Below are 23339 nucleotides of genomic sequence, written 5' to 3' on the forward strand. Positions count from 1 at the left end.
AAACATTGATGCGGGCAAGCGGCGGGCGTAGGGAAGTCTCGCCGCATTTCGGCCCACTAGTGACGCTTTTCAGGCCCGTATGACGTCTTTCCTGCGTTCCGACCGTTCGCGCCCCGTCGCGATCTGGCTTTTCATCGTCGCCGCCATGGTCTTCGGCATGGTCGTCGTCGGCGGCGCGACCCGCCTGACCGACTCGGGCCTCTCGATCACCCAATGGAAGCCGATCATGGGCGCGCTGCCGCCCCTGTCCGAGCAGGCCTGGCGCGAGAGTTTCGAGCTCTACAAGAAGATCCCCCAGTTCCAGCTGGTGAACCCCGACATGACCCTGGAAGGGTACAAGGGCATCTTCTGGTGGGAGTGGGCGCACCGCCTGCTGGGCCGCACGGTGGGCGTGGTCTTCGCCATTCCCTTCATCGTCTTCCTGATCCGCCGCGACATCCCGCGCCGCCTGATCGCGCGCTGCGCCGTCATGCTGGGCTTAGGCGGCCTGCAGGGCCTGGTCGGCTGGTGGATGGTGTCCAGCGGCCTCTCGGAGCGCGTCTCGGTCGCGCCTGAGCGGCTGATGATCCACCTGGGCCTGGCCCTGGCCTTGTTCGTCGTCCTGATCTGGACCGCGCTGGACGCCTGGAGCGGCTCGCCGCGGGTCGAGGAGCGTTCGGCCTGGCGCGGCTGGGCCCTGGCCTTCCTGGGCGCGGTGTTCTTCCAGAGCCTGCTGGGCGCCCTGGTGGCCGGCAACGACGCGGGCCTCGTCTATAACGACTGGCCGCTGATGAACGGGGCCTTCTTCCCCGCCGAGTATGTCGGCAAGGGCTTCTGGGGCACGCTGGCCCACAGCCAGGGCGCGGTGCAGCTGCATCACCGCCTGGTGGCCTACGCCCTGTTCGCCGCCGGCATCGCCATCGGCATCCTGGCGCGCCGCGACCGTCCGCTGGCGGAGGGCAGCAAGGCCACGGGCCTGGCGGTGGCGATCGTCGTCACCCTGCAGGCGGGCCTGGGCATCTGGACCCTGATGGCCTCGGTGCCGATCGCCCTGGGCGTGCTGCACCAGGCCGGGGCGGCGCTGCTGCTGGCCACGGCCACGGCCTTCGCCTGGCGCGTGCGCAGGCCCTGATTTTCCAGAGGACTGCAACAAAGAGCCGGAACAACTGTCACACGCCGGGCGCAAACGAAGGCCGATTCCTCATGGAGCTTGGCCTTGATCCGCTCGCTTGTTCTCGCCCTTGTCGCGACCGCCGCCGTTCCCGCCATCGCCTTGGCCCAGACGCCGGCCTCGGCTAGCGCCAACGACCCGTACTACAAGGCCGGCGAGGCCGCTCTGGCGCGCCAGATCGCCGTGGTCCCGAACACCGGCAAGGCCAAGAACGTCATCCTGTTCCTGGGCGACGGCATGGGCATTTCGACGGTCACGGCCGGCCGCATCTATGACGGCCAGCTGAAGGGCGTGGACGGCGAGTCGAACTCGCTGGCCTTCGAGAAGCTGTCCTATTCGGCGCTCTCCAAGACCTACAGCCACGACACCCAGGTCACCGATAGCGCCGCCGGCATCACGGCGATCATGAGCGGCGTGAAGACCCGGAACAAGATCATCGGCCTGACCGGCGCGGCGCTGGGCGAGAAGTGCGAGACCGAGAAGGGCAATAGCGTCGCGTCGGTCGCCGAGCTGGCCAAGGCCAACGGCCGCGCCGCCGGCGTCGTCACCACCACCCGCGTCACCCACGCCACTCCGGCCGGCGCCTACGCCCACACCGCCTATCGCGACTGGGAAGGCGACGGCGACATGCCGGTCGAGGCCCTGCAGGCCGGCTGCAAGGACATCGCCCGCCAGCTGATCGAGGCTCCCGACGCCCTGCGCCTGGACGTCGTCATGGGCGGCGGCCGTTCGCGCTTCCTGCCGGACGGCAAGGACGTGGGCAAGCGCGCCGACGGCCGCGACCTGACCGCCGAGTGGCTGAAGGCCGAAGGCGCAGGTTCGGCCTACGTCACCACGGTGGATCAGCTGAAGGCGATCCCGGCCGACACCAAGCATGTGCTGGGCCTCTTCGCCGGCGAGCACCTGCCGTACGAGGTGGAGCGTCCGGTGCTGGGGCAGGGCGTCCCGACCCTGTCGCAAATGGCCCTGTCGGCCATCGACGTGCTGTCCAAGAACCCGAACGGCTACTTCCTGCTGGTCGAGGGCGGCAAGATCGACATGGGCAGCCATCTGGGCAACGCCAAGCGCACCCTGACCGAGACCGTCGAGTTCTCGAAGGCGATCGAGGCGGTGCTGGGCAAGGTCGATCTGAAGGACACCCTGGTCGTCGTCACCGCCGACCACAGCCACGGGCTGGTGATCTCGGGCTACGCCGCCCGCAACGCGCCGATCCTGGGCCTGGCCGGTAACGAGGGCGAACCGATCCTGGCCGGCGACGGCAAGGCCTATACGACCCTGACGTTCGCCACGGGGCCCGGCGGTCCGGAAGGCAACGACACTCGCAAGGACCCGGCCAAGGAAGACACCGACGACATCGACTACCACCAGCAGGCCACGATCAACCTGGGCAGCGCCGCACACGCCGGCGAGGACGTGGGCGTCTTCGCCGACGGCCCGCAGGCCTTCCTGCTGCGCGGCGTGGTGGAAGAGAGCTACATCTTCCAGGTCATGCGTCATGCGTTCGGGTTTGACGCGAAGGCGGACGCGGCGGCGGCGACCAAAGAAACGAAGAAGCGCTAGATCCTCCCTCGCGATGCGGGGGAGGTGGCCCAGAGGGCCGGAGGGGGCTAGCACTGCCGCCTTCCAGCTAGCCCCCTCAGTCGCTCCGCGACAGCTCCCCCGCAACGCGGGGGAGCATCTTATGGGCATTGAGCCGCCTCAATCCCCGGCATTCGCAAGATCGACCTCAGCGAAATCAATCGCTTGTCGATTTTACACACCCCTGAATGATCCGCGTTCAAATCCACCCCCATACTCTTCCTCACCCGATGGCGCGGAAGGGACGTCCGGCCGGCGATCGTGACGGCTGTCGGGTGTGGTCGAGCGGGTAGCGCTCGCCGGTCTTCTTTCGGGAAGGCGTCTTCGCGGCGGATCCAGGCGCAGGCTCCCTGAAACATCGGGACGAAGCTCTGGCGGCGAAGGCTTGGCGAGCGCAACAGGCATGGGCTGAAATCGCCCGAGCATTCCGGAGGGGAGCCAATCCCTCCGCCCGTCGGGGGCCTCTTTCGGAAGCGGGTTAAAACCCCGCGCGCTGAAGGCTCACCGGATAACGGCTGCGCGGAGCGTGCGGCCCTCGTCGAAACGGTACTTCCAAACTCACACTCCGGACGTTGTCCGGCGCTCCGCAGTCCCCTCCAACCTTCAGCGGCTGACCGCATGAAGGCGACGACGCATGACCTTGATTTCAAAAATGCGGTATTATAATACCGCAACATCTATATCATTGTATTCTATAGCTTTTGTAACTTTCTCGCCTCGCCATCGTTGACACCGCGCGAACCCTCCCGTACATGCCGCGCCTCATACGGACGAAACCGGGTTTCTCGGGTTCGAACGCCCAGAAATTACGGATCAATCCCATGCAGAAGATCACGGCTTCCTTGAAGCCAGCCGAGGTCGAGAAGAAGTGGATCGTGGTCGACGCCGAGAACGCCGTTGTCGGTCGTCTGGCGACGTTCATCGCCATGCGTCTTCGCGGCAAGCATCGCCCTGACTACACCCCGCACGTCGATTGCGGCGACTTCGTCGTCGTCATCAACGCCGACAAGGTGAAGTTCACCGGCAAGAAGATGGACGACAAGGTTTACTATCGCCACACCGGTCACCCGGGCGGCATCAAGGAAACCACCCCGCGCAAGGTTCTGGGCGGCAAGTTCCCGGAACGCGTCCTGGAAAAGGCCGTCGAGCGCATGCTGCCCAAGGAGAGCCCGCTGGCTCGCAAGCAGCTGACCCACCTGCTCATCTACAACGCCGGTGAGCACCCGCACCAAGCGCAAAACCCCGAAGTCGTCGACTTCGCGGCGCGCAACACCAAGAACACCCGGAGCCTCTAAGTCATGACCGACGCACAAGGCTTTGAAGCGCTGGCCTCGCTGTCCAGCAACCCGGAAACCGCCGTTCCGGCGGAACCGAAGATCGACGCCCAAGGCCGCGCCTACGCGACCGGCAAGCGCAAGAACGCGATCGCTCGCGTCTGGATCAAGCCGGGCAAGGGCTCGATCACCATCAACGGCCGCGACCAAGAAGTTTACTTCGCCCGTCCGGTGCTGCGCATGATGATCGCCCAGCCGCTGGAAGTGACCGACCGTCTGGGCCAATTCGACGTCATCGTGACCGTCGAAGGCTCGGGTCTGTCGGGTCAAGCCGGCGCCATCCGCCACGGCCTGTCCAAGGCCCTGACGCACTACGAGCCCGGCCTGCGCCCGGTCCTGAAGCCGCACGGCTTCCTGACCCGCGACAGCCGCGTCGTTGAGCGTAAGAAGTACGGCAAGGCCAAGGCCCGCCGCAGCTTCCAGTTCTCGAAGCGCTAATCGCGACGATTACGTTTTTGGGAAAGGGCGCTTCGGTCAGGCCGAAGCGCCCTTTTTCATTTCTGTCTCTGTTTTCTGCTTCTTCTACTGGCGTTCGTAGCCAGGTTCGGAGTCCGCCATGTCCAGCGCCCCCAAGGTCTTCATCGACGGCGAAGCCGGCACCACCGGCCTGCAGATCCGCGAGCGCCTGGTCGACCGCAAGGACCTGCAGCTGGTCTCGATCGATCCGGACAAGCGCAAGGACGCCGACGCCCGCGCCGAGATGCTGAACGGCGCAGACGCCGTGATCCTATGCCTGCCCGATGACGCGGCCAAGGAAGCCGTGTCGCTGGTGACCAATCCGAACACGGTGATCATCGACGCCTCGACCGCCTATCGCACCGCCGAGGGTTGGGCCTATGGCTTCGCCGAGCTGGACAAGGAACAGCGCGGCAAGATCGCCGCGTCCAAGCGCATCTCGAACCCGGGCTGCTATCCGACCGGCGCCATCGCCCTGACGCGGCCGCTGGTCTCGGCGGGCATCCTGCCGGCCGAGCTGCCGGTCTCGTACAACGCCGTCTCGGGCTACACCGGCGGCGGCAAGGCCATGATCGCCGAGTTCGAGGACGAGAGCGCGGCGAACTTCACCAAGGTCCCGTACCGGATCTACGGCCTGTCGCTGACCCACAAGCACGTGGCCGAGATGCAGAAGCACGGCGGCCTGCTGACCCGTCCTATCTTCATGCCAGCCGTGGGTCGCTACGCTCAGGGCATGCTCGTCGAGATGCCGCTGCACTTCTCGACCCTGGACGGCGCGCCGTCGCTGGGCGACATCCACGCAGCCCTGGCCAAGCACTACAAGGGCGAGAAGTTCGTCGAGGTTGCTTCGCTGGACGAGGCCAAGAGCCTGACGACCCTGGACCCGGAAGGCCTGAACGGCACCAACCGCCTGAAGCTGTTCGTGTTTGGCTCCGACACCAGCGGCCAGGCCCGCCTGGTGGCGCTGCTGGACAACCTGGGCAAGGGCGCTTCGGGCGCGGCGGTCCAGAACATGAATATCGCCCTGGGCCTCAAGGAAGACGCGGGCCTCTAAGGCCCCGTCACACCCGCCAGCGATAGTGGCCGGCGGGCTTGTGCAGCTTGAACATCCACAGCGGCTCCTCGCGGACGCCGGCGCCGATGTTGTGCGCCACCCGCACGGTGCCGAAGTCGTCGACCACGACGCCCAGGTGCGGACGACTGCCGCCGGCCAGCCGCCAGGTCAGCACGTCGCCGGCCTGCGGGCTCTTGAAGGCGTCGCCGCCCAGCAGGCCGGCCGAGGGCAGGGCGAGGCTGGCGCTCTGGCGGGCCAGGAAAGTCTCGAGGTTCAGCACCCGCCGGTGGTCGATATTGGCGTCCGGCTTCTTCAGGCCCCAGGTGCGGCGCGAGGGATAGGCCTCGAAGGCGCGGACCATGTCCTCGTGCACTCGCCGCTGCAGGTCGATGTCCCAGGCGTCGCGGGCGGCGCGGATCAGCACGTCCGAGCAGACGCCGCTGGTGCGCAACACGTCGCCGTTGGGATAGCCGATCGCGCGATAGCTGGGATCGTAGTCGACCGTGACGCCGATCTGCTCGCGGGCGGCGGCGGCCAGCTTCACGCCGGCATTCTGGATCAGGGCAAGGCTCGACCCCGCACCCGCCATCAGGGGCGAGGCGGCGAACATCCCCAGGGCTGTCCGGCGGTCGAGCGTGAGCATGGCGCGGAAGCTCCGCCGTGCTGGTGGCGGGATTTGGGCGAACGTGGGTCGCTCGTGTGTTCAGTCGTCGATAAGCACCCGCGGACCGGCGCCGGCGCTGGCCATGACGTCGCCGGGATTGCGCAATGGGCATTCCTTGAGCGACAGGCAGCCGCAGCCGATGCAACTGTCGATCTGGTCGCGCAGGCCGGTCAGGTGGCGGATGCGCTGGTCCAGCTCGGCTCGCCACGACTCTGACAGGGCGCGCCAGTCGTCGGCGCTGGGCGCGCGATCCTGGGGCAGGTGATCCAGGGCGGTCTTGATCTCGACCAGCGAGATGCCTGTGCGCTGGGCGATCCGGATCAGCGCCACGCGGCGTAGCACCGCGCGGGGATAACGCCGCTGGTTGCCTTCGGTCCGCAGGCTGCGGATCAGGCCCTTGGCCTCGTAGAAGTGCAGGGTGGAGACCGCCACGCCGCTGCGCTTGGCCACCTCGCCGACGCTCAAGGTCGGAGGCGAAGGAGATGTCGACATCGGTGCTTGACCTCAACTTTGGTTGAGGTTGTACGGGGAAGGCTCCCTTACAGGCAACAGCGCTAAGGAGCCCGCATGGATACCGCCCCCGTCATCAGCATCAGCGTCATCCGCCCCAAGGCCGGACGGCTGGAGGACTTCATGGCGCTGCAGCTGGAGCAACACCAGCGTGTGCGGGGCAAGGTCGACGGCCTGCGCGGCGCGCGGCTGTTCCGCTCGGACGACGGCGTGGTGCTGATCTCGGTGTTCGACAGCGCCGAGCAGGCTGACGCCTTCCGCCGCGATCCGATGTTCACCGACCACATCGCCCGCGTCCGACCGCTGATCGAGACCTCCGAGGCCGGCGCCTTCACGCAGGCCTATGCGGTGGGGGAAATCTGATGGCGGCGCGCGCTTCCGCCATCCGCCTGGTCGAGGTGCTGGAGCCGGCCGCGCCGGCCGTCTCCATCAGCGTGATCCATCCCAGGCCGGGCATGTTCGACGCGTTGCTGGCGGCGCAGGCGGCCCAGCATCACCGCCTGGAGGGCCGTGTCGCCGGCCTGCGCGGCGTGCGCTGTCTGCGGGCCGGGGAGGTCGTCGTGGTGATCACCACCTTCGACGACCCGCTGGACGTGCTGGCGTTTGCCCGCGACCCCCGCCGGCTGGCCCACCTGGAGCGTATCCGGCCGCTGGTCGAGCGGGTCGAGACCGACGTCTTTGAGGAGGTCTATGCCAGCGGGACGCTCTAGAGCGCGTTAGGCGAAGTGTGTGCGGTTCGCCGCCCGAACGCGCTCCTAAGCATTAAGCCTGCGACTTGACCATCACGAAGCTGCCGGGGGCGTTCTCCAGCGGCTTCAGCTTGCCCTTGGCTGGATCGCGCGCCGGGACCTCGTCGCCCGAGCGCGAGCGCAGCCATTCGGCCCAGTGCGGCCACCACGAGCCCGGATGCTCGGTCGCGCCGGCGATCCACTGGCCGACGTCCGACGGCAGGCCCTCGTTGGTCCAGTGCTGGTACTTCTTGGCGTCCGGATGGTTGATCACCCCGGCGATGTGGCCCGAGCCGGCCATGGTGAAGGTCACCGGCCCGCCGAACGCCTTGGCCCCGCGATAAACGCTGCGGAACGGGGCGATGTGGTCGTCCTTGGACGACTGGACATAGATCGGCGTCTTGACCTTCGACAGGTCCAGATGCTCGCCGCCCAGGCTGAGCTGGCCCGTGGTCAGGGCGTTGTCCTTGTAGAAATTGCGCAGATAGAACAGGTGCAGCGACTTGGGCATACGGGTCTGGTCGGCGTTCCAGAACAGCAGGTCGAAGGGGCGGGGCTCCTTGCCCATCAGGTAGTTGCTGACGAAGAACGACCAGATCAGGTCGTTGCCGCGCAGGGCGTTGAAGGTGTCGGCCATCGACTGGCTGGGCAGGAAACCGCCGGCGGCGTCCATCTGCTGCTCGATCGACTGCAGCCATTCCTCATTGGTGAACAGCAGCAGGTCGCCGGCCTCGGCGAAGTCCTGCTGGGCGGCGAAGAAGGTGGCCGAGTTGATCCGCTTGTCGCCGCGCGCGGCCATATGGGCCAGGGCGACCGACAGCAGGGTGCCGCCGATGCAGTAGCCGACCGTGTTGACCCGATCGACGCCGCACTGGGTCATGACCTGCTGGGTGGCGTCATAGATGCCTTCGAGCATGTAGTCTTCGAAGGTCTTGGCCGCGAGCTTCTGGTCCGGATTGACCCACGAGGCGACGAACACCGTGAAGCCCTGACCCGTCAGCCAGCGGATCATCGAGTTCTCGGGCCGCAGGTCCATGATGTAGAACTTGTTGATCCACGGCGGGAAGATCAGCAGCGGGATCTCGCTGACCTTGTCGGTGCTGGGATCAAACTGCAGCAGCTGCAGGATGTCGTTCTGGTAGACGACCTTGCCCGGCGCGGTGGCGACGTTCTCGCCGACCTTGAACTTGGCGAGATCCGTCTGGCTGATCGCCAGCTGGCCGCCGCCGCGCTCCAGGTCGGCGGCGAAGTTCTCCATGCCGCGCACCAGGCTCTGGCCCTGGGTCTGCACCACCTCGCGCAGGGCGGCGGGGTTGGAGATCAGGAAGTTCGACGGCGAGAAGGCGTCGGTCAGCATCTTGGTGAAGAACTCGACCCGGCGCTTGGCGCCCGGATCGACGCCGTCGACCTCGGCGATCAAGCCGTTCAGCCAGTTGGACGACAGCAGGTACGACTGCTTCATCAGGTCGAACATCGGGTTCGACGCCCAGTCCGGATCATTGAAGCGCTTGTCGCCGGCGGCCGGGGCGACCACGGGCGTGACCTCTTCGCCGGCGGCGCGGCGGGCGGTCGACTGCCACAGCTCCATGTACTGGCTGAAGAGATCGGCCTGGGCCCGCATTAACCGATCGGGCTGGGCGGCCAGGCGGGTCATCACCTCGTTCAGGGCCGGGGCGACGTGGAAGGGATCCGGGGTGAGGGCGGCCGGGCGGTCGGCCTGGCGCAGCGCCGCCTCGGCGATCGCGCCCTGGGCGGTGACAGCCGCGCGGGCCAGGTTCGCCGACAAGGTCTCGACCATCTTCAGTTGGTCGGTCGACAGCACGCTCTCGAACGGCGGGAAGGGCGGGGGCGTCTGGCCGCCGCCTTTCGAGCCTGCCGATTCGGTCTTCGGCGGCGGCTCGACGGTTTCAGGCTTGGGCTCGGCCTTCGCCTTCTTGGGCGCGCTCTTGGCCTTCGCTTCGGCAGTCTCGACCTTGGGGGAAGCCTTCTTCCGGGCCTTGGGAGCCGCCTTCGCCGTGGCCATGAGTTCCTCCGCCTAATGTGTTCGCGAAAAGCGGCGTCGAACGCCTTTCGCTCGCCGCGATCATCGCATAAGACCAGAACCAATGAACGGCGAAACCCGCAAAATCGTACGTGTCGCTCTGATCGTCGGCCTGGCCGCCGGTGCGGCCGCATGCGTGGCCAGTCCGTTCACGACCGCGCAGGTCGATCCCAGTTCGCCGATCGCGGCGCGGGCGACCGCCGCCGCCAAGGCCAAGGCGCCTAGCCGCAAGTTCTCGGACATTCCGGTGATCCCGACCGACGTGCCGAACGCCGACCAGGTTCGCGCCGCCGTCGTCGACCAGCAACGCGCCGGCGACGCCCTGACCAAGGCCGTCGCGCCGGGCACCTGGGAACTCAAGGACACCGAAGGCTACGCCGACAAGGCGCGCCGCGACGTCAAGCCGGGCGACTTCCAAGCGCCGACCGACGCCGACCGCGCCGCAACCGAAGCCTTCGCCCGCGCAGCCCGCGGCCGAGCTAGCGCGCCTCCGTCCCAGCCCCAATAGGGCGACGGAGGCATAATCTTCCTTGAACTGGCTTGGCTTGACCCCGCTCGGGGTCTATCCATGCCCGACTTTTCGCTCCCAGAGCGCCGAAGCGGCGCACAGAGCCCTCATGAGCACCGATTTTCACCGTATCCGCCGTCTGCCGCCCTACGTTTTCGAAGAGGTCAACAAGATCAAGGCGCGCCTCCGCGCCGAGGGGACCGACATCATCGACTTCGGCATGGGCAATCCGGACATGCCCACGCCCCAGCACATCGTCGACAAGCTGATCGAGACGGCGCGTGACCCCAAGGCGGGGCGCTACTCCGCCTCCAAGGGCGTGCCCGGCCTGCGCAAGGCCATGGCCAATTACTATGGCCGCCGTTTCGGCGTGAAGCTGAACCCTGACACCGAGGTCATCGCGACCCTGGGTTCGAAGGAAGGCTTCGCCAACCTGGCCCAGGCCCTGACCGGTCCCGGCGACGTCATCATCTGCCCGAACCCGGCTTATCCGATCCACGCGTTCGGCTTCATCATGGCCGGCGGCATCATCCGCCACGTGCCGGCCCTGTCGCCGGAAGAGTACCTGTCCAACATCAGCCGCGCGGTGAAGCACTCGGTGCCGCCGCCCTCGGTGCTGATCCTCTCCTATCCGTCGAACCCGACGGCGCAGTGGGTGGACCTGGACTTCTACAAGGACGCCGTGGCGCTCGCGAAGAAGCACGATCTGCTGGTCATCAGCGACGTGGCCTATGGCGAGATCTATTTCGACAACAACCCGCCGCCGTCGATCCTGCAGGTCGATGGCGCCAAGGACATCGCCGTCGAGGTCAACTCGCTGTCGAAGACCTACGCCATGGCCGGCTGGCGCGTGGGCATGGTGGTCGGCAACGCCCGCATCTGCGCGGCCCTGGCCCGCGTGAAGTCGTATCTGGACTACGGCGCCTACACCCCGGTGCAGGTGGCAGCGGCCGCGGCGCTGAACGGTCCGCAGGACTGCGTCGACGAGATCCGCGGCATCTACAAGAGCCGCCGCGACACCCTGATCAAGTCGATGAAGGGCGCGGGCTGGGACATCCCCAACCCGCCGGCCTCGATGTTCGCCTGGGCCAAGATCCCGGAACAGTACCGCGAGGCTGGCTCGATGCTGTTCTCGCGCCTGCTGATCGAGGAGGCCGGCGTCGCCGTGGCTCCGGGCATCGGCTTCGGCGAGTACGGCGAGGGCTATGTGCGGATCGGTCTGGTCGAGAACGAGCACCGCATCCGCCAGGCGGCGCGCAACGTGAAGAAATTCATCGCCAACGCCGACTCCATCCTGGCCAAGGCCCACAACAAGATGGAACAGGCCTGAGGGCTGAGTTCGACTAAGGATTCGAAGATGACGAACAAGACCTGGCGCGTCGGCGTCGCGGGCCTGGGCACCGTTGGCGGTGGCCTCCTGCAGTTCCTGGCCGACCGTCCGGACTTCGCGCCGGCCGGCGACAAGGCGGTCGTCACGGCTGTCTCGGCTCGGTCGAAGTCGCGTCCGCGCACGGTCGACATCTCGAACCTGGCCTGGTTCGACGATCCGGTGGCCCTGGCCGCCTCGCCGGACATCGACCTCTTCGTCGAGCTGGTCGGCGGTTCGGACGGGCCGGCCAAGGTCGCCGTCGAGACGGCCCTGAAGGCCGGCAAGCCGGTGGTCACGGCCAACAAGGCCCTGATCGCCGAGCATGGCGCCGAGCTGGCTGCTCTGGCCGAAGCCAACAACGTCCCGCTGCTGTTCGAAGCCGCGGTCATGGGTGGCGTGCCCGCCGTGAAGATGATGCGCGAAGCCCTGGTGGGCGACGACATCGTTTCGGTGGCCGGCATTCTCAATGGCACCTGCAACTTCATCCTCTCGGAGATGGAGAAGACCGGCCGCTCGTTCGCCGACGTGCTGCGCGAAGCGCAAGGCCTGGGCTATGCCGAGGCCGACCCGACCATGGACGTCGGCGGTTTCGACGCCGGTCACAAGGTCAGCATCCTGGCCGCCCTAGCCTTCGGCTGCGCCCCGAACTTCGCGGCCGCCGAGATCGAGGGCATCAGCGAAGTCGACCTGCTCGATATCAAGTTGGCCAAGGATCTGGGCTATCGCATCAAGCTGATCGCCAGCGCCGCCAAGTCCGAGGACGGCGTTGCGGTGAAGGTGCATCCGTCGCTGGTGCCGCTGGACCATCCGCTGGCCCAGGCCGGCGGCGCCCTGAACGCGCTCTTCATCGAGGGCAAGCGCATCGGCCGGATCTTCGTGCAAGGTCCGGGCGCGGGCGCGGGTCCGACCGCCGCCGCTGTCGCCGCCGACATCGCCGACGTGATGACCAAGGCCGTGCGGCCTGTTTTCCAGGCGCCGGCCGGCGATCTCACCTCGTTCACGCCGATCGATCCGGCCCGCGCCGTGGGCAAGGCCTATCTGCGCGTGATGGTGAAAGACGAGCCCGGCGTGATCGCCGCGATCTCGGAAACCCTGGCCGAATGCGGCGTCTCGATCGACAGTTTCCTGCAAAAGCCCGTCGATGGCGCGGGCGGCGTGCCGATCGTGCTCGTTACGCATGCGACGCCGGAATCGAAGCTTCTGGACGCGATTAGCCGCATCGAAAAGCTGCAGACCGTGCTAGAGCGTCCCCGCCTTCTGCGTGTCGCGCGCATCTAAAACGACCGGGAAAACTCGGCGTCGAGGGCACATTGGGAACTAGGCCGCTCTTTTCCGGGAGTGGTCGGGAGAGACGGATGAGTTCGAACACCCTGGACCGCTCGCTGGTCCTGGACGCCGTTCGCGTCACCGAAGCCGCCGCCATCGCCTCGTGGACGATGCTGGGCCGCGGCGACGAGATGGCCGCCGACCAGGCGGCCGTCGACGCGATGCGCAACGCCCTCAATGAGCTGAACATCGACGGCGAGATCGTCATCGGCGAGGGCGAGCGCGACGAGGCGCCGATGCTCTACATCGGCGAGAAGGTCGGCACGGGGAAGGGCCCCAAGGTCGACATCGCGCTCGACCCGCTCGAAGGCACGACCCTGGCCGCCAAGGCTCAGCCCAACGCCCTGACGGTGATGGCCTGGGCCCCGAAGGGCACGCTGCTGAACGCGCCTGACACCTATATGGACAAGATCGCCTGTGGTCCGGGCCTGCCCGCCGGGGTGATCGACCTGGACAAGTCGCCGGCCGAGAACATCCAGGCCCTGGCCGAGGCCAAGGGCGTCGCTGCGACCGAGATCACGGTCTGCGTGCTGGATCGTCCGCGCCATGCCGACATCATCGCCAAGGTCCGCGCCGCCGGCGCCCGCATCCATCTGATCACGGACGGCGACGTCGCCGGGGTGATCAACACCACCGATCCCTCGACGGGCATCGACCTCTATCTCGGCTCGGGCGGCGCGCCGGAAGGCGTGCTGGCCTGCGCGGCGCTGAAGTGCGTCGGCGGCCAGTTCCAGGGCCGCTTGCTGTTCCGCAACGGCGACGAGCGCGCCCGCGCCGCCCGCTGGGGCATCACCGAGCTGGACAAGAAGTACGACCTGCACGAGATCGTCCGCGACGAAGCGATCTTCGCCGCCACGGGTGTGACGCGCGGCGGACTGGTGGACGGCGTCGTCTTCCGGGACGGCTGCGTCCACACCCACACCCTGGTGATGAACTCGTCGACGGGCACCGTCCGCGAAGTTCGCATGAAGCGGAAGGTCTGAGACCTTCCTGTCACGGTCGCCCTGTAGGAGCGGCCGTTCTGCTTTCTGGTTTTGAGGTTCCTATGACCACCTTTGTCGACTTGGCCGCCTGGCTCGCGGCGGAGCCGGCGGACGCCGCCCTCAAGGACGTCGTCCAGACGGTCGCCCAGACCTGCGCGCAGATCAGCCGCGTGGTCGCCTCCGGCGCTCTGTCGGGCAGCCTGGGCGCGGCGGGCAGCACCAACGTCCAGGACGAGGAGCAGAAGAAGCTCGACGTCATCACCAACGACATGCTGAGCGACGCCCTGAAGGGCTGCGCCGCTGTCGCGGGCCTGGCCTCGGAAGAGCTGGAAGAGGTCGAGCCCACGGGTCGCGTCGGCGGTTATCTGGTGACCTTCGACCCGCTGGACGGCTCCAGCAACATCGACGTCAACGTCTCGGTCGGGACGATCTTCTCGGTGCTGCCGGCCCCGGCCGATCATGCGCCGGCCGAGGCCGACTTCCTGCAGACCGGCCGCAATCAGGTCGCAGCCGGCTATGCCGTCTATGGCCCGCAGACCATGCTGGTCCTGACGCTGTCTGGTGGCGTCAACGGCTTCACCCTGAATGCCGACGGCCAGTGGCTGCTGACCCACCCGGCCATCGCCATCAAGGCCGACACCGCCGAGTTCGCCATCAACATGTCGAACCAGCGCCACTGGGCCGCGCCGGTGCGCCGCTATATCGACGGCTGCCTGCAGGGCAAGGACGGCCCGCGCGCTAAGAACTTCAACATGCGCTGGGTGGCCTCGATGGTCGCCGACGTTCACCGCATCATGATGCGCGGCGGCGTCTTCATGTATCCTTGGGACGCCCGCGAGCCCGACAAGCCCGGCAAGTTGCGCCTGATGTACGAGGCCAATCCGATGAGCCTGCTGGTCGAGCGGGCCGGCGGCAAGTCGACCGAGGCCGTCATCGACATCCTCGACATCCAGCCGACCAAGCTGCACCAGCGCGTGCCGGTGGTGCTGGGCTCGGCGAACGAGGTGGAAGTGATCCGGGCGGAGGCGAAAGCGGGCTAACCCACGTCCGGGACTGTCGTTTCGGCGCCGCATGGTCCGAATCCGCCTTAACCGATAGTCTGCCGCGATGGCCGCTGATGGTGCTTCCAATTTCGACCCCGCCGCCTTCCTGGGCGTCGAACGCTCGCTGAGCGGCCGCGCCTGGCGCGAGCGGCCGGCCGATATGGCCGTGGTGCGCGACATCCAGCAGCGCCACGGCCTGACCGAGCCCCTGGCGCGCGCCCTGGTCTCGCGCGGCGTCACCCTGGATCATGCCGAACACTATCTGCGCCCGACCTTGAAGGCGCTGTTCCCTGACCCGTCCAGCTTCACCGACATGGACCGGGCCGCCGAGATCCTGATCGATGCCCTGGAGCGGGGGCGCCCAACCATGGTCTTCGCCGACTATGACGTCGACGGGGCCACCAGCGCCGCTCAGCTGGTCCGCTGGTTCCGCTACATGGGCGTCGAGCTGCCCATCTACATTCCCGACCGCCTGACCGAGGGCTATGGCCCCAGCCCGGCGGCCTTCAAGACCATCCGCGACAGCGGAGCCGAACTGGTCGTGACGCTCGACTGCGGCGCAGCGGCCTATGACGCCATCACCAGCGCCGGCGAGATCGGCCTGGAGGTCGTGGTCATCGACCACCACCTGATGCGCGAGGACCCGCCGGCCGCCGCCGCCGTGGTCAATCCCAACCGTCCGGGGTGCCAGAGCGGGCAGGGGGTTTTGGCCGCCGCCGGCGTCACCTTCGTGCTGCTGGCCGCCCTGAACCGCGAAGCCCGCAAGCGCGGCCTGTTCACCGACGATCGTCCGCAGCCGGACCTTCGCCAGTGGCTGGACCTGGTGGCCCTGGGCGAGGTCTGCGACGTCACCCAGCTGGTCGGCTTCAACCGCGCCCTGACGGCGCTGGGTCTCCGGGCGATGGGCGCCTGGGCCAATCCGGGGCTGAAGGCCCTGTTCGAGGTCGGCAAGGGTTCGGGCGAGCCGTCCGTGTTCCACGCCGGCTTCATCCTGGGGCCGCGCATCAACGCCGGCGGCCGCATCGGCCGCTCGGACCTCGGCGCCAAGTTGCTGTCGACCGACGACCCGTTGGAGGCCGCCGCCCTGGCCGAGGAGCTCGATAGCCTCAACACCGAACGCAAGGCCGTCGAGGCCGCCGTGGTCGAAGAGGCCGCGGCCCTGCTGGAGCGTGGCAGCAACTTCAATCCCGACGCTCCGGTGATCGTCGTGGCCGGCGACGACTGGCATCCGGGCGTCATCGGCATCGTCGCGGGCCGCCTGCGCGAGCGCTATCGCAAGCCGGTGGTGGTGATCGGCGTCGATCGCGCCGCCAATGTCGGCAAGGGCTCGGGCCGCTCGCAGCCGGGTGTGAACCTGGGCAAGGCGATCCAGGAGGCCTTCGAGGCGGGCCTGCTGATGGCGGGCGGCGGCCACGCCATGGCGGCGGGCCTGTCGATCCGTCCCGACGCGATCCCCGAGTTCCGCGCCTTCCTGGAAGAGCGCCTGGCCGGCGAGATGGAGGCGGTGGGTATCGAGTCGGTCGAGATCGACGCCCTGCTGCAACCGCGCGCGGCGAATCGCGCGCTGCTAGACGACTTCCAGCGCCTGGCGCCGTTCGGTCCCGGCAATCCCGAGCCGATGTTCGCCCTCAGCCAGGTGCGGCCCGATCGCGTCTCGGCGCTGAAGGGCGGTCACGTGCGGATGGACCTGGTCGGCCCGACCGGCGACCGCATCAAGGCGATCAGCTGGCGCAGCGCCGAAACCCCGCTGGGCCAGCGCCTGCTGGCTGGCGGCGGGGCCCTGGACGTCGTCGGCAAGCTGAAGCCGGACGACTATATGGGGCGCAATGGTGTCCAGCTGGAGATCGAAGACGCCAACGATCCTCGGGCTCGCTACACGTCCTGAGGTCGGGATGTGGGCGGACTGAAAAAATCCGTTTTCGGCGGCTTGCGCACCCCAAAGGTCGCGGCTATACACCCGCTTCCTCGCGGGGCCGCTGGTCCCTTCGTCTATCGGTTAGGACGCCAGATTTTCAATCTGGAGAGAGGGGTTCGACTCCCCTAGGGACTGCCACCCGCGAGGACTACATATCGGCTATGTTCCGCTTCGGCGGTTATGTGGTCCCTTCGTCTATCGGTTAGGACGCCAGATTTTCAATCTGGAGAGAGGGGTTCGACTCCCCTAGGGACTGCCATCTCTGGCTGTATTTCAGGATTGTTACTGTGTTGTATCTGCGACGAAATGTCGCGGAACGCACCCACACGCGGTTTTGACGTGATTTCGTCATTGACGGCTCTCGTCACGCGAGAACACTGTTCTCGTAGTGCTTGCTCCGATGGGCTGATTGGGCAAGCCAGAGGGGTGGGATGTCTGGTTTCGATTTTGAGGACGCTGCGGCGCACGAAGAGTTCGTGCGCATCAGCGGGAGGGTGAAGTGGTTCGACGCCGGTAAGGGCTATGGGTTCATCGTACCCGATGATCCCGGCCAGACCGGGCTGAAGGACGTACTTCTACATGTGACGTCGCTGCGTAACTGCGGCCGCGAAACCGCCATGGAGGGGGCGGTGATCGTGTGTGACGTCGTGAAAAGGCCCAAGGGCTGGCAGGTCTGCGAGGTGGTCAATCTCGACGAGACCTCGGCGCCCGCGCCGCTGGAGCGCCAGAGGCGGACCTTCGCCGACGGGCCGCCGCGGCGGGACCCCCTGCGGGAAGGTCACGGACGCCATGCTCTGGAGCCCGAGGGGCCGCCCGAGCACGCCAAGGTCAAGTGGTTCAACCGCACCAAGGGCTATGGCTTCGTGATCCGCGACGCCGAGCCGGGCGACATCTTCGTGCATATCGAGACGCTCCGCCGGGGCGGGCTCGAGGACCTGCAGCCGGGCGATGACGTCCTGGTGCGGTTCGCGCGCGGGCCCAAGGGCCTGGTCGTCGCGGAGATCACGGCCGGAGACGTCTGACTTCCGCCGCCCGACTCCGAAAGCTAGTCTGATGGGGACTAGCTTTCGGCGAGGTGGCGCGTGGCGGAACGGATGATCGACAGGCGGGCCTTGTTAGCCGCGCTGGGGTTTGGCCTCGGCGCGGGCGGCGAAGTCTTGGCCGCGCCCAAGCTGGAGACGGTCGAGATCGTCACCGGCCGTGGCCGCGCCCGTTTCCAGGTCGAGATCGCCGCCACAATGGCCCAGCAGAAGCAGGGGCTGATGTTCCGCAAGTCCCTGGCGCCCGACCGGGGCATGCTCTTCACCTACAAGCGGCCGCAGCCGGCGGCCTACTGGATGAAGAATACGCTGATCCCGCTGGACATCATCTACATCGCGCCCAACGGGACGATCCTGTCGCTGGTCCGCAATGCTCGTCCGCACGACGAGACGCCGCTGCCCTCGGGCGGCATGGTGCTGGGCGTGCTGGAGATCGCCGGCGGCCGCGCGGCGCAGCTCGGAATCCTGCCGGGAGATCGCGTCTTGCACAGGATCTTTCCAAAGGCGTGACGCTTTCGTTGATCCGCACGCCAAACGCCTGTAGAGCAGCCGCCTGCCGGTGTTTCGGAGCGTAGCGCAGTCTGGTAGCGCGCCTGGTTTGGGACCAGGATGTCGCAGGTTCAAATCCTGCCGCTCCGACCACCGGCAAGGTACTTTGGAGAAGGTCCATGCTGGCCCGCATCTATCGCCCCGCCAAGAACGCCATGCAGTCCGGCAAGGCCAAGACCAAGGACTGGGTGCTGGAGTTCGAACCGGCCTCGGCCCGCAAGCCTGACCCGCTGATGGGCTGGACCACGTCCAGCGACATGAACGGCCAGATTCGCCTGACCTTCGAGACCCGCGACGAGGCCGTGGCCTACGCCCAGCGTCACGAGATCGCCTTCCAGCTCTTCGAGCCGAAGGCCCCCAAGAAGATTATCAAAGCCTACGCCGACAATTTCGCGGCCAACCGCAAGCAGCCCTGGACCCACTAGGGCTCTCGCGGGGCTAGCCGGCATGCGCGCCCTTAGCTCAGCTGGATAGAGCACTCGCCTTCTAAGCGAGCGGTCGCTGGTTCGAATCCAGCAGGGCGCGCCAGCTCCCCGGCTGGTCGCGGACGTGCGCGCGCATTCCCAAAGGTTCCCTAAGTTTCCTTTTCCTCCTTAAGGCGGAGCGGAGGAGGGGTATTCGTTGCGCCCTGGAAGCGGGCCTAGGAGTTCGTCGAGAGCGTCCGCCAGGTGAATCTCGAACAGGGCTAACATCTGTTCCGTAGCAGGTCGCGTCTCTGGCCAGTCGCCTGCCTCCACCATCTGCATGGGTGGTAGAGCGCGTTTGGGCCTTCCCGCGTCAGCACAGTCCTCGGCCAGCCTTGCGCAGGATGGGAGTACCGAGCTGAGCCTCGAGTTTTTGCATCTGCATGCTGATGGTCGAGGGCGAGCGGCCAACCATGGCGGCAGCCTTGGAGAACGCGCCAAGCGAAACGCCGGCGACCAAGGATCTGAGGCTGTCGAGGTCAAGCGTGTTGCGCATCCGGCGGCCCCGTCATGAAAATCATGACCGACCTATTCTGGTGGTGTTCCAATTGTTCGGAAAAACCGAAGTGTCGTCTTGTGGCGCAGCGCGCGCCCTTGACGCGGAGGTCAAGAACGATCGAGCCCTCGGCAGCAACAGTTAAACTGGATCAGCGTGGTCTAGTGAGCCCGGCGCTCGTGTGGTCAGGGCGGGTTGGCTCGGCGCTCCGCGCTTAACGGGCTAGCCGTGAGCCCCGGACGCGGCGCGGTCCGTAAGCAAGAAAATGGCCCGCTGCACACCGTCCCGCCGGTGCGAATAGTAAGCCGCCGTGCGCATCAGCACGATGCTGTCGCGCACGGCGTCGCCGGTCAGATTAGTGGTCGACATATCCACGCCGAACACAGAGCGTGTGAAGTCACGGTCATAATAGAGCGCTAGAGCCTCAGGACCGAGATCGCCCGACACAATATTCGAAAGGTCCACGTCGCCTGGATAGTCCTTGTCATCAAAAAAGCTTCCGCCCAGCACCTGCAGGAGGGGAGGCCGGTCAAGCGCCCTTACTGCGGCGACATAGGCGCATAGGCCATCAAAGAGACCACGTCGACGCGCGTTGTAAGCAAAGCGCCGTCCGATCTGGTCCAAGGATAGCTCGAAGGGCGCGTTGAAGACGGTGTGAAACTCCGGCCTCTTCTGAACAGGGTCGACTGAGCCATTGACGAAGGCAAGGTCCGGCGCGCGATGAAGAATTTTGCGGTCGGAAGTCATTGTAGCGGCCTCAAGGTTCCATTCTCCAGAACCAACACGCGATCGGCGGCGCGGATCGTGTCGGGGCGATGGGCGACCACCACGCGGGTGATGTTCAGAGACTTCAGCGCGCGATTGATCCTCGTCTCGCGCTCGAGATCCAGGTGCGAGGTTCCCTCGTCCATGATCAGTATCTGCGGGCGGCGATAGAGAGCGCGGGCGATCAGCAGGCGCTGGCGCTGGCCGCCCGACAGCATCGAACCCATGTCGCCCACCAGGCTGGCATAGCCCATCGGCAGATTGGCGATGTCCTCGTCGATGGCCGAGGCCTCGGCCGCCCAGCGGACCTGGTCCATATCGGGTTCGGGCGCAAATAGGGTGATGTTGTCCAGCACCGTGCCGGCGAAGAGCTGATCATCCTGCATCACAAAACTGGCGCGCCGGCGGATCAGGTGCGCCCCTAGCGACTGCAACGGTTGGCCATCGATGAGGACCTGGCCCGATGTCGGCGCGCTCAAGCCTACCAGCAGCCTCAAAAGGGTGGATTTGCCGCCACCCGAACGACCGGTGATCGCGACAAACTCGCCCGCGGCCACCTTGAAGTTGACGTCGTCAAGCACGTGGCGGTCGAACGGCGAATACTGGAAGGCGACGTTCTTGAACTCGATTTCGCCCTGCAGCCGTTGGTCGGCCTTGTCGGAGGCTTCCAGGTTCTGCTCGGTCGTCGTTGTCACGATGTCGGCGACCCGCTCGAGCTGAACGTCGAGCAGCGCAAAGACGATGATCTGGTCGACCAGAGCCCCGACGCGCGAGAGGAACTGCGACTTGTAGGCCAGGAACGCGGTCAGCACCCCAACGGTGAGCTCGCCGCCGAGCGCCATCTTTGCGCCCAGGAAGATGACCAGGGCGTCGCTGACGCCGGAAATGGCCTGGTTGAGGGTTACGACGGCGAGGTTGACGTTTCCGCGGCGGATCTGGGCGTTGACCGTCGCGGCCGCGTTGCTGCGCCAGACATCCTCGCGCTCGCGCTCCGCGCCATTGACCTTGATCGTCGCGATCGTTCGCAGGGTTTCGAGGAAGCGGGTCTGCTCGCGCGCCTCGGCGGCCAGCGCCGCGCCCGCGACATTCCGGTTTGTTTGAATGGTCGCCACACGAAGACCCACCGAGATCAGCACGAAGACGAAGACGATGAGGGTCAGCTTCAAGCTGTAGGCCAGCATGATGGCTGTGGCGGCCACCGACAGCAGGCCGTCGATCAGCGCCGTCACGGCGCCCGAGCCGATCGCTTGCTGGATCGGGGCCAGGGCGCGAAACCGCTGCTGCAGGTCGCCGACCTGCCGCTTCTGGAAATAGCTCAGCGGCAACCGGATCAGATGTTGGAACACAGCCGACATCATGTCGAACGACAGGACTTGGGTGATGAACTGGGTGGCGTAGCCGCGCATCAGCGACACGACCGCCGAGAAGATGTTCACCGCGACCACCCCGCAAAACAGCAGCGTGAGAATGTCGACATCGCCCTTCTGCAGGCCCTCGTCGATCACCATCTGCATGTAGAGGGGGATCGCCAGCACCGCTGCTTGCAGGACCAGCGAGAGCAGGAAGCACTGGGCGAAGGCCATGGAGAGCGCGGGCGTAAGGCGCACCAGCTTGTCGACGCTTAAGGGGCGCTGGGCGGCCTTGCGCTCGAAGCGGGGCGTGGGCGCCAGCTCCATGGCGATGCCGGTAAAGTGGGGCGAGGCTTCCGCCAGACTCATGCCCACCAGGCCAGCGGACGGATCGGCGATGAATAGCCGCTTGCGGCCGACCTTGTAGAGCACGACGAAATGGCCAAGATTCCAATGCAGGATCGCGGGCAGGCGCAACTTCAGAAGATCGTCCATCTCGCAGCGAACGATACGGCTGCTCAGGCCCATGCCATCGCTGGTCATGGCCAGGTCCCTGGCCGTGGAGCCGCGTGCGGAAACCTCATAGTCGCGTCGAAGGCTGGCGATGTCGATGCGCATGCCATGGTGATTGGCCACCATGGCCAGGCACGCCAGTCCGCACTCCGAGGTCTCGGCCTGCCGGATCAGCTTGAAGTCTGGCACGATGCTGAAATCCAGCCAGGGAAGCTGCTGCGACATCACATGCGACCGGCGCTGGAAATCATCGGTTCGAAAAGCCACTCGAACAAAGTTCTCTTCTCCAGGATCAGGTCGGCTTTCAGGCTCATGCCGGGCCGCAGACGGTTCTCGGCGCCAAAGCCGTAGACCGTCTGTGTGTCGAGCCGGACGCGGACGGCGTAGACGGGCTCGGCGGCGGCGTTGGTGGTGATCGGCTCGACACGGACCGGGCTGCGCGAAACGCTGATCACCGTCCCTCGGCCGGCCCCGAACTTCTGATAGGGAAAGGCGTCGTAGAGCAGCCGCGCTTGGTCGCCTGGACGCACGAAGCCGATGGCGCGCGAGGGAACATAGAGCTCGGCGATGAGCGGGACATCCTCGGGGACCAGCGAAAGCACGGTTTCGCCCGACTGGATCTTGGCGCCCGTGGTGATGCGCAGGCCACTGACCACGCCCGCGATCGGCGCGCGGGTGCGATAGCCGCTTTCCTGCGCCACGGACAGGCGTCGCTCCTTCAGTTGCGAGGCGGCCGCGGCATTGCGCTGGCGTTCGATCTGCGCTTGCGCCTGCAGCCGGCTGATTTCCAGCGGCTGGCCCCTGACGTCCGCCTTGGCCGTGGTGAGCTCGGCCATGAGCTGCTGCTCCTGAAGCTGCGCGGCCAGGACCGCATCGGCGCGCCGGCGCGCTTCCTCGGCCGCCACCAGTCCCTGCTTGAAAAGCTTGTCGCCGATCAAGGCGCGTTCCTCGGCGATACGTCGACGCGAGGCAGCCGTGGCGATCTGCCCCGAAAGGTTTTCGATCTTGGCGCGGGCGACGTCGCCTCTCTGATGGACGAGGGCGAGCTCGGTGGCCAGGTTGCGATCGGCGCTGGCTTGCTGAGCCGCCAGAAGCCCATCCTGCTCGTTCAGCAGGCTAAGTTCCTCGAGCCGCTGGGAGGCCCCGCCGATGAGCGCGGCCTCGGTGCGCACCTCGAACAACGGCGCTCCGGCGGCGACCGTCTGGCCTTCCTTGACGAACAGCGCCGACAGCACCCCGCCGCGTTCGCCGGTCATGACGACTTCGCCTGATATCGGCCGCAGTAGGCCCATGGCCATTTCCTTGCGGGCGAACCGGCCCGCGAACAGGAACACCAGCGCCGTCAGGAACATCAGCAGCAGGCAGCCGGTAACCAAATGCCACCCGAGCGGCACGATCGCCACGGGGCGGGGCTTGAGAATGTCCAATCGCCGCTGCAGCGCTTCTTGGCGGAAGAGGCTGGTCGGCTCCTCCGGTTGGCCTTCGCGCGGCGCGATCCGGCGGC

General features: G+C 66.7%; 23 protein-coding genes and 4 tRNA genes. 20 read left to right on the forward strand and 7 right to left on the reverse strand.

Going from position 1 to position 23339, the window contains the following annotated elements; translation table 11 throughout:
* Window positions 1-79: 79 nt before the first annotated feature.
* From AC1RRR_RS02040 to argC, 5 genes are all read left to right on the forward strand, one after another.
* The gene (locus AC1RRR_RS02040; RefSeq protein WP_492810124.1) at window positions 80-1111 is read left to right on the forward strand and encodes a COX15/CtaA family protein; all 1032 of its coding nucleotides are present in this window, start codon (window positions 80-82) and stop codon (window positions 1109-1111) included.
* A gap of 84 nt (window positions 1112-1195) precedes the next feature.
* On the forward strand, window positions 1196-2710 hold the full coding sequence (locus AC1RRR_RS02045) for an alkaline phosphatase (protein WP_492810126.1): 1515 nt from the start codon (window positions 1196-1198) through the stop codon (window positions 2708-2710).
* Between the two features lie 839 nt (window positions 2711-3549).
* Window positions 3550-4023 (forward strand): 50S ribosomal protein L13, encoded by a 474-nt coding sequence (rplM, locus tag AC1RRR_RS02050; RefSeq protein ID WP_492810128.1) that lies wholly within the window; start codon window positions 3550-3552, stop codon window positions 4021-4023.
* 3 nt (window positions 4024-4026) lie between these two features.
* Complete coding sequence (gene rpsI / locus AC1RRR_RS02055; protein ID WP_492810130.1) at window positions 4027-4500, forward strand: 30S ribosomal protein S9; 474 nt, start codon at window positions 4027-4029, stop codon at window positions 4498-4500.
* A gap of 118 nt (window positions 4501-4618) precedes the next feature.
* Complete coding sequence (gene argC / locus AC1RRR_RS02060; protein WP_492810132.1) at window positions 4619-5572, forward strand: N-acetyl-gamma-glutamyl-phosphate reductase; 954 nt, start codon at window positions 4619-4621, stop codon at window positions 5570-5572.
* Window positions 5573-5579: 7 nt separating this feature from the next.
* On the opposite strand, the gene AC1RRR_RS02065 is transcribed toward argC, so the two are convergent.
* The gene (locus AC1RRR_RS02065; protein ID WP_492810134.1) at window positions 5580-6215 is read right to left on the reverse strand and encodes a DUF1287 domain-containing protein; all 636 of its coding nucleotides are present in this window, start codon (window positions 6213-6215) and stop codon (window positions 5580-5582) included.
* Window positions 6216-6275: 60 nt separating this feature from the next.
* Window positions 6276-6728, reverse strand: a complete 453-nt coding sequence (gene soxR / locus AC1RRR_RS02070; protein ID WP_492810136.1) for a redox-sensitive transcriptional activator SoxR — start codon at window positions 6726-6728, stop codon at window positions 6276-6278.
* 75 nt (window positions 6729-6803) lie between these two features.
* Here soxR and AC1RRR_RS02075 point away from each other — a divergent pair, with 75 nt between their 5' ends.
* Window positions 6804-7109: a putative quinol monooxygenase gene (locus AC1RRR_RS02075; RefSeq protein ID WP_492810138.1), complete on the forward strand. Its 306-nt coding sequence runs from the start codon at window positions 6804-6806 to the stop codon at window positions 7107-7109.
* On the forward strand, window positions 7109-7456 hold the full coding sequence (locus tag AC1RRR_RS02080; RefSeq protein ID WP_492810140.1) for a hypothetical protein: 348 nt from the start codon (window positions 7109-7111) through the stop codon (window positions 7454-7456). Before AC1RRR_RS02075 ends, AC1RRR_RS02080 begins: the two co-directional genes overlap by 1 nt.
* Window positions 7457-7508: 52 nt before the next feature.
* Here AC1RRR_RS02080 and AC1RRR_RS02085 read toward each other — a convergent pair whose 3' ends face one another.
* Complete coding sequence (locus AC1RRR_RS02085) at window positions 7509-9497, reverse strand: class I poly(R)-hydroxyalkanoic acid synthase (RefSeq protein ID WP_492810142.1); 1989 nt, start codon at window positions 9495-9497, stop codon at window positions 7509-7511.
* A gap of 82 nt (window positions 9498-9579) precedes the next feature.
* On the opposite strand from AC1RRR_RS02085, the gene AC1RRR_RS02090 reads away from it, so the two are divergent.
* The 13 genes from AC1RRR_RS02090 (at window position 9580) to AC1RRR_RS02150 (ending at window position 18776) form a co-directional block, all read left to right on the forward strand.
* Window positions 9580-10023, forward strand: coding sequence for a hypothetical protein (locus AC1RRR_RS02090; RefSeq protein WP_492810144.1), 444 nt, complete (start codon window positions 9580-9582; stop codon window positions 10021-10023).
* Between the two features lie 109 nt (window positions 10024-10132).
* Window positions 10133-11353, forward strand: a complete 1221-nt coding sequence (locus AC1RRR_RS02095; RefSeq protein WP_184720050.1) for an LL-diaminopimelate aminotransferase — start codon at window positions 10133-10135, stop codon at window positions 11351-11353.
* Window positions 11354-11380: 27 nt separating this feature from the next.
* Complete coding sequence (locus AC1RRR_RS02100) at window positions 11381-12670, forward strand: homoserine dehydrogenase (RefSeq protein ID WP_492810146.1); 1290 nt, start codon at window positions 11381-11383, stop codon at window positions 12668-12670.
* Between the two features lie 77 nt (window positions 12671-12747).
* Window positions 12748-13701: a class II fructose-bisphosphatase gene (glpX, locus tag AC1RRR_RS02105; RefSeq protein WP_492810148.1), complete on the forward strand. Its 954-nt coding sequence runs from the start codon at window positions 12748-12750 to the stop codon at window positions 13699-13701.
* Between the two features lie 62 nt (window positions 13702-13763).
* Window positions 13764-14741: a class 1 fructose-bisphosphatase gene (locus tag AC1RRR_RS02110; protein WP_492810150.1), complete on the forward strand. Its 978-nt coding sequence runs from the start codon at window positions 13764-13766 to the stop codon at window positions 14739-14741.
* 67 nt (window positions 14742-14808) lie between these two features.
* Window positions 14809-16629, forward strand: a complete 1821-nt coding sequence (gene recJ / locus AC1RRR_RS02115; RefSeq protein ID WP_492810152.1) for a single-stranded-DNA-specific exonuclease RecJ — start codon at window positions 14809-14811, stop codon at window positions 16627-16629.
* A 93-nt stretch (window positions 16630-16722) separates the two neighbouring features.
* Window positions 16723-16797: transfer RNA gene (locus AC1RRR_RS02120), tRNA-Glu, on the forward strand.
* Window positions 16798-16843: 46 nt separating this feature from the next.
* Window positions 16844-16918: transfer RNA gene (locus tag AC1RRR_RS02125), tRNA-Glu, on the forward strand.
* 172 nt (window positions 16919-17090) lie between these two features.
* Window positions 17091-17681 (forward strand): stationary phase survival cold shock domain protein CspD, encoded by a 591-nt coding sequence (gene cspD / locus AC1RRR_RS02130; RefSeq protein WP_492810154.1) that lies wholly within the window; start codon window positions 17091-17093, stop codon window positions 17679-17681.
* 72 nt (window positions 17682-17753) lie between these two features.
* The gene (locus AC1RRR_RS02135) at window positions 17754-18209 is read left to right on the forward strand and encodes a DUF192 domain-containing protein (RefSeq protein ID WP_492810156.1); all 456 of its coding nucleotides are present in this window, start codon (window positions 17754-17756) and stop codon (window positions 18207-18209) included.
* 55 nt (window positions 18210-18264) lie between these two features.
* Window positions 18265-18341, forward strand: a tRNA-Pro gene (locus AC1RRR_RS02140).
* Between the two features lie 26 nt (window positions 18342-18367).
* Complete coding sequence (locus tag AC1RRR_RS02145; RefSeq protein ID WP_295111623.1) at window positions 18368-18673, forward strand: ETC complex I subunit; 306 nt, start codon at window positions 18368-18370, stop codon at window positions 18671-18673.
* Window positions 18674-18699: 26 nt separating this feature from the next.
* A tRNA-Arg gene (locus AC1RRR_RS02150) sits at window positions 18700-18776 on the forward strand.
* A 249-nt stretch (window positions 18777-19025) separates the two neighbouring features.
* Here AC1RRR_RS02150 and AC1RRR_RS02155 read toward each other — a convergent pair.
* From AC1RRR_RS02155 to AC1RRR_RS02170, 4 genes are all read right to left on the reverse strand, one after another.
* Window positions 19026-19208, reverse strand: a complete 183-nt coding sequence (locus AC1RRR_RS02155) for a LysR family transcriptional regulator (protein ID WP_492810158.1) — start codon at window positions 19206-19208, stop codon at window positions 19026-19028.
* 222 nt (window positions 19209-19430) lie between these two features.
* Entirely contained in the window at window positions 19431-19955 is a 525-nt protein-coding gene (locus tag AC1RRR_RS02160; protein WP_492810160.1) for a DUF6932 family protein, read from the reverse strand.
* Window positions 19952-22060 carry a peptidase domain-containing ABC transporter gene (locus AC1RRR_RS02165; protein WP_492810162.1) on the reverse strand — a complete coding sequence of 703 codons (2109 nt, stop codon included), beginning with the start codon at window positions 22058-22060 and terminating at the stop codon, window positions 19952-19954. Before AC1RRR_RS02165 ends, AC1RRR_RS02160 begins: the two co-directional genes overlap by 4 nt.
* Window positions 22060-23262: a beta-barrel domain-containing protein gene (locus AC1RRR_RS02170; protein ID WP_492810164.1), complete on the reverse strand. Its 1203-nt coding sequence runs from the start codon at window positions 23260-23262 to the stop codon at window positions 22060-22062. Before AC1RRR_RS02170 ends, AC1RRR_RS02165 begins: the two co-directional genes overlap by 1 nt.
* Between the last annotated feature and the right edge of the window lie 77 nt (window positions 23263-23339).

Source organism: Caulobacter sp. GW821-FHT12D05 (assembly GCF_058807295.1).